16 protein-coding genes are annotated in these 15,414 nt (G+C 69.3%); 7 read left to right on the forward strand and 9 right to left on the reverse strand.

Going from position 1 to position 15,414, the window contains the following annotated elements:
- Window positions 1–35: 35 nt before the first annotated feature.
- Window positions 36–2,468: a DUF1631 family protein gene (locus tag EJP67_RS07740; RefSeq protein ID WP_126021112.1), complete on the forward strand. Its 2,433-nt coding sequence runs from the start codon at window positions 36–38 to the stop codon at window positions 2,466–2,468.
- Between the two features lie 116 nt (window positions 2,469–2,584).
- On the opposite strand, the gene EJP67_RS07745 is transcribed toward EJP67_RS07740, so the two are convergent.
- From EJP67_RS07745 to EJP67_RS07755, 3 genes are read right to left on the reverse strand one after another with little or no spacing between them, the layout of a single operon-like run.
- Window positions 2,585–3,103 carry a Smg family protein gene (locus EJP67_RS07745; protein ID WP_126021113.1) on the reverse strand — a complete coding sequence of 173 codons (519 nt, stop codon included), beginning with the start codon at window positions 3,101–3,103 and terminating at the stop codon, window positions 2,585–2,587.
- A gap of 34 nt (window positions 3,104–3,137) precedes the next feature.
- Window positions 3,138–4,298, reverse strand: a complete 1,161-nt coding sequence (gene dprA / locus EJP67_RS07750; protein WP_126021114.1) for a DNA-processing protein DprA — start codon at window positions 4,296–4,298, stop codon at window positions 3,138–3,140.
- A 34-nt stretch (window positions 4,299–4,332) separates the two neighbouring features.
- Complete coding sequence (locus tag EJP67_RS07755; RefSeq protein ID WP_126021116.1) at window positions 4,333–5,550, reverse strand: LysM peptidoglycan-binding domain-containing protein; 1,218 nt, start codon at window positions 5,548–5,550, stop codon at window positions 4,333–4,335.
- 158 nt (window positions 5,551–5,708) lie between these two features.
- On the opposite strand from EJP67_RS07755, the gene def reads away from it, so the two are divergent.
- Genes def through EJP67_RS07780 form a run of 5 tightly spaced genes read left to right on the forward strand, consistent with a single transcriptional unit; the run spans window position 5,709 to window position 8,794 of the window.
- Entirely contained in the window at window positions 5,709–6,227 is a 519-nt protein-coding gene (gene def, locus EJP67_RS07760; protein WP_126021118.1) for a peptide deformylase, read from the forward strand.
- Between the two features lie 5 nt (window positions 6,228–6,232).
- The gene (locus EJP67_RS07765) at window positions 6,233–6,748 is read left to right on the forward strand and encodes a hypothetical protein (protein ID WP_126021277.1); all 516 of its coding nucleotides are present in this window, start codon (window positions 6,233–6,235) and stop codon (window positions 6,746–6,748) included.
- Complete coding sequence (gene fmt, locus EJP67_RS07770; RefSeq protein WP_126021120.1) at window positions 6,745–7,710, forward strand: methionyl-tRNA formyltransferase; 966 nt, start codon at window positions 6,745–6,747, stop codon at window positions 7,708–7,710. The genes EJP67_RS07765 and fmt overlap by 4 nt, the downstream gene beginning before the upstream one ends.
- Window positions 7,710–8,450, forward strand: a complete 741-nt coding sequence (locus EJP67_RS07775) for an AzlC family ABC transporter permease (protein WP_126021122.1) — start codon at window positions 7,710–7,712, stop codon at window positions 8,448–8,450. The genes fmt and EJP67_RS07775 overlap by 1 nt, the downstream gene beginning before the upstream one ends.
- A 32-nt stretch (window positions 8,451–8,482) precedes the next feature.
- Complete coding sequence (locus EJP67_RS07780; protein ID WP_126021278.1) at window positions 8,483–8,794, forward strand: AzlD domain-containing protein; 312 nt, start codon at window positions 8,483–8,485, stop codon at window positions 8,792–8,794.
- 4 nt (window positions 8,795–8,798) lie between these two features.
- Here the strand turns inward: EJP67_RS07780 and EJP67_RS07785 are convergent, their stop codons facing one another.
- The 6 genes from EJP67_RS07785 to EJP67_RS07810 are packed head-to-tail and all read right to left on the reverse strand — an operon-like array spanning window position 8,799 to window position 14,313.
- Window positions 8,799–9,776: a Bug family tripartite tricarboxylate transporter substrate binding protein gene (locus EJP67_RS07785; protein WP_126021123.1), complete on the reverse strand. Its 978-nt coding sequence runs from the start codon at window positions 9,774–9,776 to the stop codon at window positions 8,799–8,801.
- Window positions 9,777–9,816: 40 nt separating this feature from the next.
- Window positions 9,817–10,782 carry an MBL fold metallo-hydrolase gene (locus EJP67_RS07790; RefSeq protein WP_126021124.1) on the reverse strand — a complete coding sequence of 322 codons (966 nt, stop codon included), beginning with the start codon at window positions 10,780–10,782 and terminating at the stop codon, window positions 9,817–9,819.
- The gene (locus EJP67_RS07795) at window positions 10,779–10,991 is read right to left on the reverse strand and encodes a DUF2783 domain-containing protein (protein WP_126021125.1); all 213 of its coding nucleotides are present in this window, start codon (window positions 10,989–10,991) and stop codon (window positions 10,779–10,781) included. The genes EJP67_RS07790 and EJP67_RS07795 overlap by 4 nt, the downstream gene beginning before the upstream one ends.
- Window positions 10,988–12,640, reverse strand: a complete 1,653-nt coding sequence (locus EJP67_RS07800; protein ID WP_126021126.1) for an FAD-dependent monooxygenase — start codon at window positions 12,638–12,640, stop codon at window positions 10,988–10,990. Before EJP67_RS07800 ends, EJP67_RS07795 begins: the two co-directional genes overlap by 4 nt.
- Before the next feature lie 13 nt (window positions 12,641–12,653).
- Window positions 12,654–13,775, reverse strand: coding sequence for an alpha/beta hydrolase family protein (locus tag EJP67_RS07805; protein WP_126021127.1), 1,122 nt, complete (start codon window positions 13,773–13,775; stop codon window positions 12,654–12,656).
- A complete protein-coding gene (locus tag EJP67_RS07810; protein WP_126021128.1) occupies window positions 13,768–14,313 on the reverse strand; it encodes a VOC family protein in 546 nt (181 codons plus the stop codon). Before EJP67_RS07810 ends, EJP67_RS07805 begins: the two co-directional genes overlap by 8 nt.
- A 93-nt stretch (window positions 14,314–14,406) precedes the next feature.
- On the opposite strand from EJP67_RS07810, the gene EJP67_RS07815 reads away from it, so the two are divergent.
- Window positions 14,407–15,315 carry a LysR family transcriptional regulator gene (locus EJP67_RS07815; protein WP_126021129.1) on the forward strand — a complete coding sequence of 303 codons (909 nt, stop codon included), beginning with the start codon at window positions 14,407–14,409 and terminating at the stop codon, window positions 15,313–15,315.
- Window positions 15,316–15,414 lie beyond the last annotated feature (99 nt).

The raw sequence follows: 15,414 nt of genomic DNA on the forward strand, positions 1-15,414 counted from the left end.
AACGAATCGACTACCCTGGCCCTTCCGACCTTTCAATGAGCATTGCGCGGTCCGCTTCTTCCCTGCAGCTCGCACGCGAGACGCGTGAGCGTTTCGTCTCGGCCACGGAAGGCGCCATCGCCCCCCTGGCGCGCGCGATTCGGGACCGGCTGACCACGCTATCCACCGAGGCCGGCACCGCCCGCTCCATGCAGGAGAACCGCGACGACTTCGTCGCCTTCCAGGGGCAGGCCACCCAGTGGGTGACCCTCAGCCAGGCTGGCTGGCGCAAGGCGCTGGCCGCCAGCTCCGGCGGCACGGGCACCCTGCCCTCGGCGCTGCGCCTGGAGCTGATCGGCGACGAGGTGGTGGAAAGCAACATCCTCTCCTCGCGCCTCGCGCAACTCATCCACGACAAGGCCAGCTTCGAGCTCAGCGACCTGCGCCTGCGCATCCAGCACCTCGAAGGCACCACCGAGCTCGACTCCAAGGACGTGCTCAAGCCCGAGACGCTGGCCAAGCTGCTGGTCGAGCAATGGCTCGCGGCCGGCCTGAGCCGGGGCCTCTGGACTCGCGTGCAGGACACGGTGCAGCAGGGCCTGGTCGACGTGATCGTCAAGGCCTACGAGAGCGCCAACGCCTATCTGATCGCCAACGGCGTGATGCCGGAGATCGACCTCAAGAGCTTTGTCCGGCGCACCGGCAATGCCGCGGGCACGGGCGGCACCGGCGGCGGATCGGGTGCCGCACCGATGGACGGCGGCGTGCCGGCCGCACACCAGGCCCAACCCCAGGCCGTGCAGCGGCCCGGCTTCGGATTCGAAGGCCAGCAGCAACAGTTCTCCGTGCCGGGCGGGGCTCCCACTACCACCACCACGACAACCACCGGCGGTTCGCCTTTGATGATCGCGCGGCAGCGTGCGCAGACCGCGCTGCTGAGCCTCAAGCGTTTCGTCACCGCCCGCATCGGCGGCGACCCGGGCGCCGCCGGTGGCGCGTTCCAGGCCGTCGGCGCGGAAGGCCGCACCATGAGTCCCGGCAGCCAGCCGGGCAACCAGGTCGGCGGCGGCGTCAGCCCGGCGCCGCGTGCCTTCTCCCGGACATTCGCCGGCGCCATCGCCGAGGCCGAAGCCGCCTACCGGATGGCCGCCACGCAGTACATGGAAGGCGCGGCCGAGCAGGCCACGCTGATGCAGCAGACGGCCGTCGACCTTCGCCGGCGCACGGCGGAGCTCAAGAAGCGCGCGCCGACCACAGCCGACAAGGCCACTGTCGAGATCGTCGCGCTGATGTTCCAGGCCATCCTGGCCGAGGAGCGCATTCCGTTCTCGGCGCGCGTGTGGTTCGCGCGCCTGCAGATGCCGGTGCTGCGCGTGGCCATCGCCGAGCCCGAGTTCTTCGGCACCCTGCAGCACCCCGCGCGCATGCTGATCGACCGCATGGGCTCGTGCGTCATGGGCTTCGATGCGGCCGCCATCACCGGCAGTGCGCTCGAAGGCGAGATCCGCCGCGTGGTGCAGGTCATCGAGCAGTACCCCGAGACCGGCCAGCGCGTGTTCAAGCTGGTGTTCGACGAATTCGTCGCCTTCCTCAACCGCTACCTCACGCAGAGTGACACCACGCAGCGCGTGATGAGCGTGGCGCAGCAGGTCGAGCAGAAGGAGACGATGGCGATCCAGTACACCATCGAGCTGCGCAAGATGCTGAACGACATGCCGGTGCGCGACGAGATCCGGGAGTTTCTCTTCAAGATCTGGGCCGAGGTGCTGGCCATCGCCGCGCTGCGCTACGGCGCGCAGGGCGAGCAGACCGTGATGCTCAAGCGCGTGGCCTCCGAGCTGGTGTGGGCCGCGAGCGCCAAGCCCAACCGCACCGACCGCGCCCGCGTGATCCAGGACCTGCCGCAGCTGCTGCAGCGCCTGCGCCAGGGCATGGCGCTGCTGGGCATCGTCGACGAGCCGCAGGAAGCGCACATCAAGACCATCGGCGCCACGCTGTCGGATGCCTTCATGTCGAAGACCGAGGCGATCCCGCAGGCCAAGATCGAGGCCATGGCCGAGCGGCTGGCGCACCTGGAAGACTTCGTGAGCGACGTCGGCGGCACCGCCGACCTGCCGCTGGACGCGCACAGCATCGAGCTGCTGCTGGGCGTGGATGCCGCGTCCATCGAGGTCATTCCCGACACCGCAGGCGCCAAGGTGCCCGAGGACATGATCGCCTGGGCGCACGAGCTGCAGGTGGGCAACTGGTTCATGCTCGACCACAACGATCGCGTGAGCCAGGTGCAGTTCGTCTGGCGCAGCGACCGCAAGCAGTTGCACCTGTTCGCTTCGGGCGACGGCCGCAGCTTCCTGATCCAGGCCGGGCGTCTTGCGGCCTATCTGCAGGCCGGCCTGCTGGTGCCGGCGGAAGAAGAAACGCTCACGGTGCGCGCCACGCGCGAAGCGCTGGCGAAGCTCGATGCAAATCCGGAGCGCCTTCTGAACTAACTGCTGCGCGGCTGTTTTCGCGGAACACCGAGGAACCGGCTCTGCCGGGCCTCAGGTATTGCCCCGGGTAGGGGGGGCGTAGCGGACACGAAGTGCCGCGCAGCCTGGGGGCGAGCCTAATGCGCGGTGCGGCCTTCGCGGCTTTCGCACAGCTCGTCGAGCACCAGCGCATCGGGCTCGATGCCGGTGCTCCAGTGCACCATCAGCACGATGATCTTCAGCTCGTCGAGCGCGACCGGATCGCCCGGCGCGGCCATCGCGCGCTCGACGACGATCTCGCGCAGCCCGCAGGGCAGCACGTCCGACGATTCGAGAAAGCGGATGAAGCCGAGGCACTCGGCGCCGAGGTGGTCCTGCTCGGCCTGGGAGTAGATGCGCATCGCGTTGCCCGATTGCGGCAGCGCCGCTTCGGGCCTGCCCCCGATCACGACGGTGGCGATGGCCTCGTCGTCGGGGCTGCGTTCGATCTGCAGGCCTTGCGTCGCAAGGCTGAGGCCGTCGAGCCAGTGAAGGGCTTCGCGGATCTCTTCTGCCTCGAATCCATGGGCGCTGAGCTTGCGGCCCAGTTGCTCGGGTTCGGGGCAGGCGTCGCCGCGCCAGTAGTTTTCGTAGACAAAAACAAGCACTTCGAACATGGGCCCAATATAGCCGACGTTCATGCAATGCCAACTAGGTGGAAGCCACGCGCTGGAAGAGACCGCCGGGCAACCGGGACACATGCCCGTCCAGTTCGAGCTCGAGCATCTTCGCCTGCAGCTCGGCGGCGCCCCAGCCGGTGCGTGCGCTGAGCGCGTCGAGGCTCGCCGGTTCGAAACCGAGGACCTCCAGCAGCGGGTCTTCCGGCGATGAAGAAGATGCAGCGGCCACGCCCGTCGCGTTGCCGTAGAGGGGCGAGGCCGAGGCAGTGCGAGGTGCGTGGAGCGGCGGCAGCTCTTCGAGGATGTCGTTCACCGATTCCACGAGCTTCGCGCCCTGGCGGATCAGCGCATGGCAGCCGCGCGATTGCGGAGAGTGGATCGAGCCGGGGATCGCGAACACTTCCTTGCCCTGCTCCGAGGTGAGCCGCGCAGTGATCAGCGAGCCCGACTGCAGCGCGGCCTCGACCACCAGCGTGCCGCGCGCCAGCCCGGCGATCAGGCGGTTGCGCTTCGGAAAATTCTGCGTGAGCGGCGGCGTGCCCAGCGGCAACTCGCTCACGATCAGTCCCTGCAGCGTGATGCGGTGCGCAAGGTCGCGATGCCGTGCGGGGTAGACGCGATCGAGCCCGGTGCCCACCACGGCCACTGTCGCGAGCACGGGCGCGTCGCCTGCCGCATCGAGCGCACCCTGGTGCGCCGCGCCGTCCACGCCCAGCGCCAGCCCCGACACCACGGGAAGCCCCGCTTCGCCGAGCGCGCGCCCGAAGCTGCGCGCATTGGTCGCGCCCTGCGGCGTCGGGTTGCGGCTGCCCACGACGGCGATGCTGTGGCCGAGCTGCGTGAGATCGAAGCCGGTGGCGCCGAGCACGTAGAGCATCAGCGGCGGGTCGGCCATTTCGAGCAGGGAGGCCGGGTAGCCGGCGTCGCCGAGCGTGACGACGCGGCGCGAGACCTTGTCGTCGCCCGCCTGCAGCCATTGCCAAGTGAGATCGACCTGCGCCTGCAGGCCGTTGGGCGGCTGCGCGAGCGCCTCGGCCTGTGCGTGCGAGACGACCTCGCGCAAGGCGGCGTCTGGCTGGCTGAAGATTCGCTCGGGCAGCCCGAAGGCCGCGAGCAGGCGGCGCGCGGCACCATCGCCGATGCCGGGCGTCAGCGAAAGCCGCAGCCAGCCTGCGAGTTCTGCGCGTTCCAATCGAGTGTGAGAGAAGAAAGGCCGGAGTCGCGGGTCAGGGATTGACGAGGAAGTCGCCGGCGCGCGGAGTGTCGTTGATTTCGAGCACCAGCGCGTAGGAGACCTTCTCGAAGGTGCGGAAGACCATCAGCAGGCCGATTCGCTCGTTGGGCAGCTTGATGGTTTCCTTGCGCGCGCCGGTGCGGTCGAGGATGGTCTCGCCGTTCTTCAGGATGGCGAGCACGTGGCCGTTGTCGACGCCGTCGCGCGTGCCCTTGTTGATGGCCACCACCTGGTTCTGCGCCGCGAACTGCACCGCGTTGCCGTAGACCGAGATGATGCGTCCCTCGACCTGCGTGGAGGGCGCGCGTGGCACGTAGCTCAGCAACTGGCGCGGGGGTTCGGGCAGCAGGCGGTCGCCGGCGCGCATTTCCTCGCGCGAGGCGATGATGTCGATGCTGGCGGGCACGACGGTGATGACGTCCTTGTCCTCGACCGTCTCGACGGTGGTCGATTCGCCGCGCTGCAGGCGGGCCTTGCCCAGGTACTGCGCCTCGTAGCCGAGGATCTCGCCCGTGCCCGGGTCCTTCAGCGGCGTGGCATTGCGGAAGATGCGGAAGTTCTGCACCGGGCCCGGCACCTCGACCAGCGGCGCCTCGGCGGTTCCGCGGGCATAGGCCCGGTCGCCGCGCGACAGCAGCACGCGGCTGTCGTTGCCGGCCACGATGCGCGGTGCGGCCTCGAGCGTGCCGGCGTCCACCACGATGGGCTCGCTCAGGAAGGGCTCGATGATGCTCGGGTTGAGCGTGGGCAGCGCCATGCCGGCCAGCGAGTCGAAACGGGTGCGGGGTGACAGCTTGATGGTTCCGCCGTCGCCGCTGACGCCGCCGCGGCGGGTGGTCAGGCGGGCGCGGCCGCCGCTCTTGTCCAGGTAGAGCACCTGGCCGGGGTAGATCCGGTGCGGATTGGCGATTTCATTGATGTTCATGCCCCACAGTTCCGGCCAGCGCCAGGGGCGCAGCAGGTAGAGGCGGGAGATGGCCCAGAGCGTGTCGCCCGACTTCACGGTGTATTCGTCGGGCGCCTTGGGCGACAGTTCGCTCAGCGGCACGCCGGCCTGGGCGGTCTGCTGGGCGGTGGCGCGTTGCTGCGGCGTGATGGGGTAGTTCTGAGCCCAGGCCGTCGTGGCGCCGCAACTGCCGATCACCGCCAGGGTTGTCAGCGTGGCAAGGAAGGAGGGGCGCTGGCGGTCGGTGAGTCTGAGCTTTTTCATGTCTGATGGGTGAGCGCGCGACGTATCGCTGCGCATACGAATCTCACAATTTGCTACGAATTCTGCGCTGAAGCCCTTGGGAGGGCAACGTTTTCGGGCTCCGGAGCCGCGTGTCGTCGCGGAATTGGCGAAAATAGCCACAACTTTCCCCCGATTTCATGGCCAAACGAAACATTCTGAGTTACCCGGACAAGCGCCTGCACACCGTGGCCAAGCCGGTGCAGGGCGTCGACGCGCGCATCAAAACGCTGGTCGCCGACATGCTGGAGACCATGTACGACGCCAACGGCATCGGCCTTGCCGCGACCCAGATCGACGTGCACGAGCGCCTCGTCGTCATCGACGTGTCCGAGGAGCGTAACCAGCCCATCGTGCTGATCAACCCCGAAATCACCTGGGCCAGCGAAGAGAAGGTCGTGAACGAGGAGGGCTGCCTCTCGGTGCCCGGCATCTACGACGGCGTGCTGCGCTCCACCTCGGTGAAGGTGCAGGCGCTCGACGAGAACGGCGAGACGCGCACCATCGAAGCCGAAGGCCTGCTGGCCGTGTGCATCCAACACGAACTCGACCACCTGCTGGGCAAGGTGTTCGTCGAATACCTCTCCCCCCTGAAGCGCAACCGCATCAAGAGCAAGCTGCTGAAGCAGCAGCGCGAAGAAATGCGGGAGCGGGCTTGAACCCCATGAACCCAGGCCGGCGCTCCGGCTCCCTCGCGGCGCTGGCACTTCTCGCGGCCGCGAGCCTGGGGTTTCTTGCCGGCTGCGCCAGCGAACCCACCCGCATCCAGCCCGGCACCACCGCCGCCGACACCCTTCAGCGACTGGGCGCGCCCACTGGCCGCTATCCGCTCACGGGCGGCGGCGAGCGGCTGCAGTACTCGCGCATGCCGGCCGGCTTCGAGGTGGTCGACATCGACGTCGATTCTTCGGGCAAGGTGGTCTCGGTGACGCAGGTGCTCAGCGAGGCGCGCTTCGGCCAGGACATCAAGGTCAACCAGTGGCGCCAGAACGACGTGATGGCCTTCTACGGCCGGCCCTATGAGATCACCCGCGTCAGCTCCTTCGATGGCGCCGTCTGGACCTGGCGCTACAAGGCCGTGAACGAGCGCCGCATGCTGTACATCTACATCGACCCGACCGGCGTGGTCCGGCGCTACCACACGGGGGACGATCTCGAGTTCGATCGGATCCGGGATTGAGCCGCCTCAGAGTCGTCTTCGCGGGCACGCCCGAGTTCGCGCGCGTCGCGCTCGAAGCCATCGCCACCGCCGGCCATGAGGTCGTGCTGGTGATGAGCCAGCCCGACCGCCCCGCCGGCCGCGGCATGAAGCTGCAGGCTTCTCCCGTCAAGCAGTGCGCAGTCGCGAATGGCTGGCCGGTGGCCCAGCCGCGCAGCCTGCGCCTGGACGGCAAGTACCCCGACGAAGCCTCCGCCGCGCGCGACACCCTGCTCGCGCTGAAGCCCGACGTGATGGTGGTCGCCGCCTACGGCCTGATCCTGCCGCAGTGGGTGCTCGACCTGCCGGCGCACGGCTGCCTGAACATCCATGCGAGCCTGCTGCCGCGCTGGCGCGGCGCGGCGCCGATCCACCGCGCCATCGAGGCGGGCGACGCACAGACCGGCATCACCATCATGCAGATGGACGCCGGCCTTGACACTGGCGACATGCTGCTGCGCGAGGCCGTCGACATCGGCACGGGCGACAACACCGCCCGCCTGCACGATCGCCTGGCCGAGCTCGGCGGAAAGATGATCGTCGAGGCGCTCGCGCGCATCGGCACGCTCACCCGTACGCCGCAGCCGGCCGAAGGCGTCACCTACGCCAGCAAGGTCGAGAAGCACGAGGCGCAGGTCGACTGGGCCCAGCCCGCCGACGCCATCGTGCGCCGCGTGCTGGCCTTCGACCCGTTCCCGGGCGCCAACAGCCCGCTGGACGGCGAAACCGTCAAGCTCTGGGCCGCCCGTGCCGAGAAGTCTTCCGCAGCCTCTACGGCCGCGCCGGGCACCGTCCTGGCCGTGGACGACACCGGCGTGACGGTGGCCGCGGCAGCCGGCTCGGCCGTCGTCCTCACCGAACTGCAGCGCCCCGGGGGCAAGCGTCTGTCCGTGGCCGCCTTCCTGCACGGCTTCGACCTGAAGCCCGGGCAGGCGTTCGGCTGATGTTCTTCTCGCAAAGCATTCGCGGCCGCCCCGAATTCCGCGTCGGCGTGCGCGACATGACCCCCGTGGCGCTGGGCATCGGCGCCTGGGGGCTCATGACCGGGGTGGCCATGGTCAAGTCGAACATGAGCCTGATCGAGGCGGTGGCGATGACGCTCTTGGTCTACGCGGGCAGTTCGCAGCTGGCGGCCATTCCGCTGCTCTTCGCCGGGGCGCCGGCCTGGGTGATCCTGGCCACCGGCTTCTGCGTCAACCTGCGCTTCGTGGTGTTCAGCCTGCACCTGCGGCCCTACCTCATGCACATGCCGCGCTGGCGCCGCATGGTGCACGGCTACCTCACGGCCGACATGAGCTACGCGCTCTTCACCAAGAAGTACCCCAAACCGCCGCTGACCGTGGCCGAGCAGCAGGCGCAGGAGGCCTACCTCACGGGCAACTACTTCGTCACCTGGTGCGCCTGGATGGGCATGAGCCTGGTGGGCATCGCGCTGGCCAACTTCATTCCCCAGACGTGGGGCCTGAGCTTCGCGGGCGTGCTGAGCCTGGTCGCCATCGTGTGCTCGATGGCCACGACGCGCCTGCGCGTGCTGGCCGCGCTGATCGCGGGCGCCACGGCGGTCGCTACCTACGCGCTGCCGCTCAAGCTCAACATCGTGGTCGCCATCGGCGTGGCGGTGCTGCTGTGCTTCTGGCTCGAGAAGCAGCTCGGGCTCGACCCGAACGCGGAGGACGACAAGTGAGCGCCGCGGCCGCAACCACCGACTGGTGGACCATGGCCGTGATCGTCGGCCTGGCGCTGGTCACCGTGCTCACGCGCTGCTTCTTCTTCATCCTCGACCGGCCCTGGGGCCTGCCCGAGTGGGCGCACCGCGCGCTGCACTACGCGCCGGCCGCCGCGCTCGCGGGCGTGATCGCGCCCGAGATCGTCATGACGCAGGGCCACCTCATCACCACGCTGCACGACGCGCGCCTGTACGCGGCGGTGGTCGGCGCCGCGTACTTCTACTGGCGGCGCGGCGTGCTGGGCACGATGCTCGCGGGCATGGCGGTGTACCTGCCGCTGCACCTGGGGCTGGGCTGGTAGGCGGTCAATCGAGTTTGACGCCGGCCGTCTTGATGATGTTGCCCCAGCGTTCGCTCTCGGCCCGCGAGAGCTTGTAGAAGTCCTGCGGCGTTCCCGGCAGCGCCTCGAAGCCGAAGTCCGCGAACAGCTTGACCACCTTCGGCGCCTTCATCGCCTTGTGCAGTTCGGCGTTGAGCCGCGCCACCGCTTCCGGCGGCATGCCGGCCGGGCCGATCAGGCCGTGGAAGGCGTAGGCGTTGACGTCGGGGAAGCCGGCCTCGACGAAGGTCGGCACCTCGGGCAGGGCGCCCGCGCGCTGCGGCAGCGCAATGGCCAGCACCCGCACCTTGCCCGACTTGATGATCGGCAGGCCCGAGGCAAGGTCCAGCATCATCGTCGGCACCTGGCCGCCCATCACGTCGGTCATGGCCGGCGCCGCGCCCTTGTACGGCACGTGCGTGATCGTCAGGCCGGCCTTCTGCTTGAAGAGCTCCATCGCCATGTGGTGCGGCGATCCGTTGCCGGGCGAGGCGTAGCTCACCTTGTCGGGGTTGGCCTTCACGTAGCGCACGAACTCCGCCACGTTCTTCGCGGGAAAGTCGGGGTGCACCACCAGCGCCACCGGAAAGCGGCCGATGGTGCCGATGTAGGTGAAGTCGCTCGCGGGCTTGTAGGGCAGCCTGGCGAACATGTGCTCGTTGAAGAGCAGCGCGGCGTTCTCCGCCTGCATGATGGTGTAGCCGTCGGGCTTGGCCTGCATCATCACGCCCACGCCGATGTTGGTGGAGGCGCCCGGCCGGTTGTCGATGATGAGCGGCTGCCCCAGCGACGGCTGCATCGCCTCGGCCAGCGTGCGCGCGAGGTTGTCGGTGCCGCCGCCGGCCACGTAGGGCACGATCCACTTGATCGGCTGGGTGGGGTAGGCCGCCGGCTGCGCCGATGCGGGGCCGGTGGCGATCAGCGCGAAGGCCGAGGCCAGCAGGGGAAGAAGGAATCGCTTCATCGTCTCTTGTCTCCGTTGCTTGTTTTGAAATAGCTTCAGCTCACTCGCCGCGCAGGACCTGCCACAGCTCGCGGTCGCGCTCGGCGGTCCACACCACCGGGTGCTCGATGCCGCGCAGCTCGTCGTAGGCGCGCGAGACATCGAATGGCAGCACGTGCTGGAACACGGGCCAGTCGCCGAAGCGCGGCGTCATCGCCGCCTCGGCGCGCGCGAAGCAGCCCTTGAGCGTTTCGCCGGCTGCGATGCCGGCCTTCACGCTCTCCAGCAGCGTCGAGAGGAAGGCCTTGGTCAGGCCGATGGCGTCCGCGCAGGCGGCTTCGTCCTGCAGCACCGCGCCGCGGCCGGGCACCAGCACGCGCGGCTTGAGTGCCGCCACTGCATCGAGCGTGCCGGCCCAGTCGCCGATGTAGGCGTCGCCCGCATACACGCCGCAGCGGTTCTCGACCACGTCGCCCGAGAAGAGCACGCCGCAGTCGGGCAGCCACGCGACCGCGTCGCCGCCCGAATGGCCGCGGCCCAGCGACATCAGCCGCAGCTCGCGGCCGCCGCCCAGCGGCAGCGTCATCTCGCGGTCGAAGACCTTGGTGGGCATGGTCAGGCCCGGTATCTCTTCCACGCCCGCGAACAGGCGCGGGAAGCGGCCGACCTCCGAGTCGAAGTCGGCCTGCCCGCGCGTGCGGATCCAGTAGAGCGTGCCGCTGCTGGCGACGATGTCGCGCACCTCGGCGAACGCGCTCGCGCCCATCACGCGCACCGCGTGATAGTGCGTGAGCACGATGGTGCGGATGGGCTTGTCGGTCACCGTGCGGATGGCGGCCAGGAAGTCGCGCGCCATGCGTGGCGTGGGGCGGGTGTCGATCAGCACCACGTGGTCGTCGCCGACGACGAAGCCGCAGTTGGGATCGAAGTCGCTGATGTAGCCGTAGGCGCCGGGGCCCAACTCCTGCAGCCGGGGCTTCTGCTCGCGGGTGTCGGAGGCGGATGCGAAGGAAACGCTCGTGGTCATGGGGTGTCTTGCTCCGTCGTCGTGGGTTCTTCTTCGGCCGCCGCGCGAATGCAGGCGAGCAGCACGTCCTGGTCGGCGCACTGGTTGGCCAGCAGCAGCACGAGGCGGGCGTTGAGGTCGGCGCTCTGCGCCTCGCTGCGGCCCTCGTGGGCGGCGAGCAGTGCGGCGTAGAAGCCGTCGGGGTCGGGGATGCGGGGCTCGGTGATCATGGGTTGCGCTCGCTGGCGGCCAGTGCGGTGCGCACGGCACTGGCGATGGCTTCGGGCGTGGCGTCCGACAGCACGGCGGCCCGGTAGGCGTCGGGGCGCACGAGGACGAGGCTGCCTGCATCGCCTGCGCCGAGATGGTTCGCGAGCCTTTCGTCGGCCTGCAGCGTGGGCAGGCCGCTGTCGCCACCTACCGCCAGCAAGCGCAGCGGCAGCGACGCGATGGCATCGAGCGCCGCTCCTGCCTGCTCGCGTGTCGGCGCGAACCACAGGCCGATGCATTCGGTGCCTTCGGCCAGCAGCTGCATCAGCGTGGTCTCGCAGCCATCGGCCCAGCGCAGTGGCAGGTTCTGCACCGAGCGCGCGCCCTCTGGCAGCAGCGGTGCGGGCGGATAGTCGTTGGCGACCGACATGCGGCCGGTGTTCACCAGCGCCCGCGCGAACGGGTGGCGCGCCGCCAGCGCCACCACCGCGCGGCGCAGCGTGTGCTCGGCCGGCGAGCGCGGCGCGAGAAAGCGCGCCGAGCGGCTGGTCACCTGCAGGTTCTGCTTCGCGGCGGGCTGGCGCTCGGCGTCGTAGCTGTCGAGCAGCGCATCGCCGGCCCTGCCCTGCGCGACCAGCGCGAGCTTCCAGCCGAGGTTGGCCGCGTCCTGGATGCCGCTGTTGCCGCCGCGCGCGCCGAAGGGGCTCACCACGTGCGCCGCGTCGCCGATGAAGAACACGCGGCCGTGGCGGAAGCTGTCGAGCAGGTGGTCTCGGTAGCCATAGGGGCCGATCCAGACGAACTCGAACTCCACGTCCGGACCGAGCTGCTCGCGCAGCCGCGCGCCCGCCACTTCGGGCTTGCTGATGTAGCCGGTGTCGCAGTCCTCGGGCATCTGGTAGTCGATGCGCCACACGCCGTCGGCCATCAGGTGCTGCCACACGCCGCGGCCTTCGTTGAAGGGCGCGTCCACCCAGGTCCAGCGCTCGGTGGGCAGCGGCTTCCTGAAGCGCACGTCGCTGATGCACCAGCGGTCGGTGCTGCGCGAGGAATGCGCGTCGATGCCGAGCTGCGTGCGGATCGCGCTGTTGGCGCCGGTGGCGTCGATCAGCCGGTCGGCCTCGATGGTGTAGCTGCCGGCGGGCGTCTCGACTTCCAGGCGCACGCCGTCGGCGAACTGCTCCACGCGCGTGACGCGGTTCTTCCAGCGCAGGTCGGTCAGCCCCAGCTCGAGGATGCGATCGACCAGGAACCACTCGACGTAGAACTGCTGCAGGTTGATGAAGGGCGGCTGCCGCGAGACGCTGTTGGCCTGCAGGTTGAAGTTGTAGACCTCCTGCTCGCCCGAGAAGGTGCGCCCGAACGACCAGGTGATGCCCCTGGCTGCGATGCGCTCGTAGATGCCCAGGCGCTCGAAGATCTCCAGGCTCTTCTGCGCGTAGCAGATGCCGCGCGACGACGCGCCGCGCACGCCGACGGTGTCGTCCTCGTCGAGCAGCATGGCGCGCACCCCGCGCTGCGCGAGGTCGCAGGCCAGCGTGAGGCCCGAGGGGCCGGCGCCGACGATCACGATGGGGTGCCGCGCGGGCTTCGTGCTGCCCAGCTCGGGCGGTGGCGTGAAGGGCCAGACCGGCAGCTCGTAGGCCGGGGCGAAAGCGAAGTTTTCCATGGTGGCTCTGCGGCTACAGCGCGTGCGCGAACTCGGCGATGGCGTCCGCCGCCTTCGGGATCAGCTCCGGCTGCCCCGCCAGATAGTGGTTGCCGCCGACGATGTCGACGTTGCGGATGCGCGATCCGCCCGCCGCCATCCACGCATCGCGCGTGCTCGGGAAGGTCGACTGGTCGCCGGTGTAGGTCAGCAGCAGCTTCGGCACCGTGGTGCGCGCGAGGTTGGTCGGACCGTCGGCCTGCGAGCGCGACGACCACTGCGAGAGAAAGGCCGTGAGCGAGGTGGTGCGCCCCATCGCGTTGGCCGAGTAGTTCACCTGCCGCGCGTCGCCCCACACGCTGCCGGGCAGGCGGTCGTTGGGGTCGAGCGAGAGGTCGACGCAGCGCGGATCGGCATGCGTGCGGTAGACGATGAAGGTCTGGTCGCGCGGCGCGCCGGGTGTGCCGCGCAGCAGCGCGAGTCGGTCGAGGCACCACTGCTCGATGCGATCCAGCCGCGCCTTCTGCGCGGCGCCGAAGCGCGCGAGGAAGTCGCGGTCGTAGGGCACGCGGTGGCGCGCGTCGTACATGTCGAGTTCGGGGTCGACCGAGAGCGGGTCGTGCTCGTCGGTGACCGAGGGGTCGATCCAGTCGCGCATCAGCCGCGTGCGGCCCAGGTGCGCGGCGCACAGCGCGATGCCGTTCACGGGCGGCAGGTCGTCGGGGTGCAGGTGCGTGGGGTCGCCGTCGGGCAGGTGCGTGGCGGTGAGCTGCTCGGCCTGCGCCTGGTAGAAGGCCGAAAGTGCCGCGCCGCCGGAGTTGCCGACGAGAAACACCTTTTCGTAGCCGGCGGCGCGCAGGTACTGCACGCCCGCGCCCAGGTCTTGAATCGCGCGCTCCATCAGCAGCACCGTGTCGTTGCCCACGAAGCGCGAGTTCAGGCCCATGCAGCAGATGCCGCGCTCGGCCAGCGGGCCGATCAGGTAGTGGCCCATGAAGTTGCTCGTGGGGTGCATCACGATGGCGGCGATCTTCTTCGGGCCCTGCGGCGCGCGGTAGGCACCATAGATGCGCGGGCGCAGCAGCTGCAGGCCCGACTGGCTCTCCATGGCCGCGCCGGGCTTCACGTCGATGACGGCGAGTTGGAGCTCAGGCATTCGACGCATCCTTCGCGGCGGCGGCGCGCAGGCCGGCCTTGCGCGCGGTCCATGCGTCGAGCTCGGCGCGCGCGCGCAGTGCGTGCTCGTCCATCTCCGACTGCGGCACGGTCGGCGTGGTCAGCTCCACGCGGATGCCGTTGGGGTCGAAGAAGTAGATCGATTCGATGATGTGGTGGTCGGTCACGCCCAGCACCTCGACGCCCGCGCCTTCGAGCCGCGCCTTGGCGGCCAGCAGGTCGGCCACCGAATCCACGCGCAGCGCGATGTGGTTCACCCACGAGGGCGTGTTGGGCGAGGGCAGCGCGGCGACGTCATCGCCGAGGTCGAAGAAGGCGATGTACGAGCCGTCGCGCATCTGGAAGAAGATGTGCACGTAGGGGCAGTACTCGCCGGTGCTCGGCACGTGGTCGCTCTTGATGACGTGGGCCAGCGGCAGGCCCAGCAGGTCTTCGTAGAAACGGCGGGTTTCCTCGCTGTCGCGGCAGCGCCAGGCGAAGTGGTGCAGACCGCGCACGGGCGGCGGTGGGGTAGGCATGGCTCGTGTGTCTCCGGTGAGCCGGTATTGGGCGATGCCGCGTCTTATGATGCAATCGAAATTAATTCATCGATTGATGAAGCATTCATATATATGAACCTTACCCTGCGCCAGCTGCGCGCCTTCGCCGCCGTGGCCGAGACCGGCAGCTTCACCGCCGCGGCGCAGCAGCTGCACCTCACGCAGTCGGCGCTCAGCGTGCTGGTGCGCGAGCTGGAGCGCGAGATGGGCGTGCAGCTGCTCGACCGCAACACGCGACGCGTTCAGCTGTCGGAGGCGGGGCGCGAGTTCCTGCCCTCGGTGCACCGGCTGCTGGGCGACCTGGCCGGTGCGGTGGCCGGCGTCACCGATTTGCGTGACAAGAAGAAAGGCTTGCTACGGCTTGCCGCGCCGCAGCTCATGGCCTGCACCTTGATGCCGCGCGTGATCGCCCTCTACCGCGAGCAGTACCCCGACGTGGACGTGCGCCTGGCCGACACCCTGCCCGAGCACCTGCTCGCGGGCGTGACGGCCGGCGACGTGGAACTGGCCGTGGGGCAGGACGTGGCGGTCGACGACGCCATCGAGCGCCGCACGCTGCTGCGCGACCGGCACTGGCTGATCTGCCTGCCCGGCCACGCCTTCGCCGGCCGTCGCAAGGTGCGCTGGCACGAGCTCGAGCCCTACACCTTCATCGCGCCCACGCGCGACTTCCGCCAGCGCGTGCTGCCCGAGCTGGCCCCCGCCGAGCGCGAGTACATGCTGCGCCCCGGCACGCAGGAGGTGTCGTACATGACCACCGCGCTGGGCATGGTCGCCTCGGGGCTGGGGCTGACCGTGTGCCCCACCTACTCGGCGCCGCTGGTGCGCGCCCACGGGCTGCAGATGGTGCGGCTGGAGTCGCCCGACTTCCATCGCGAGGTGTGCGTCTACAGCGCGGCGCGGCGGTCGCTGTCGCCTGCGGCCGCGAGCTTCGTGGCGGTTCTGGAAAGTTTCGCGCGCGAACAGCAGCAGAAAGACTGAGGAAAAGCATCAGCGCGCGGCAAGAGGCGCGTAGAGCCGGCGATGGGGCCAAAACTACAATGCAGCCGATCCCCGTCTTCCAATCTTCTCCAGGTTTTC

The sequence above is a fragment of the Variovorax guangxiensis genome (genome assembly GCF_003952165.1).
GTDB classification, from domain to species: Bacteria; Pseudomonadota; Gammaproteobacteria; order Burkholderiales; family Burkholderiaceae_C; genus Variovorax; species Variovorax guangxiensis.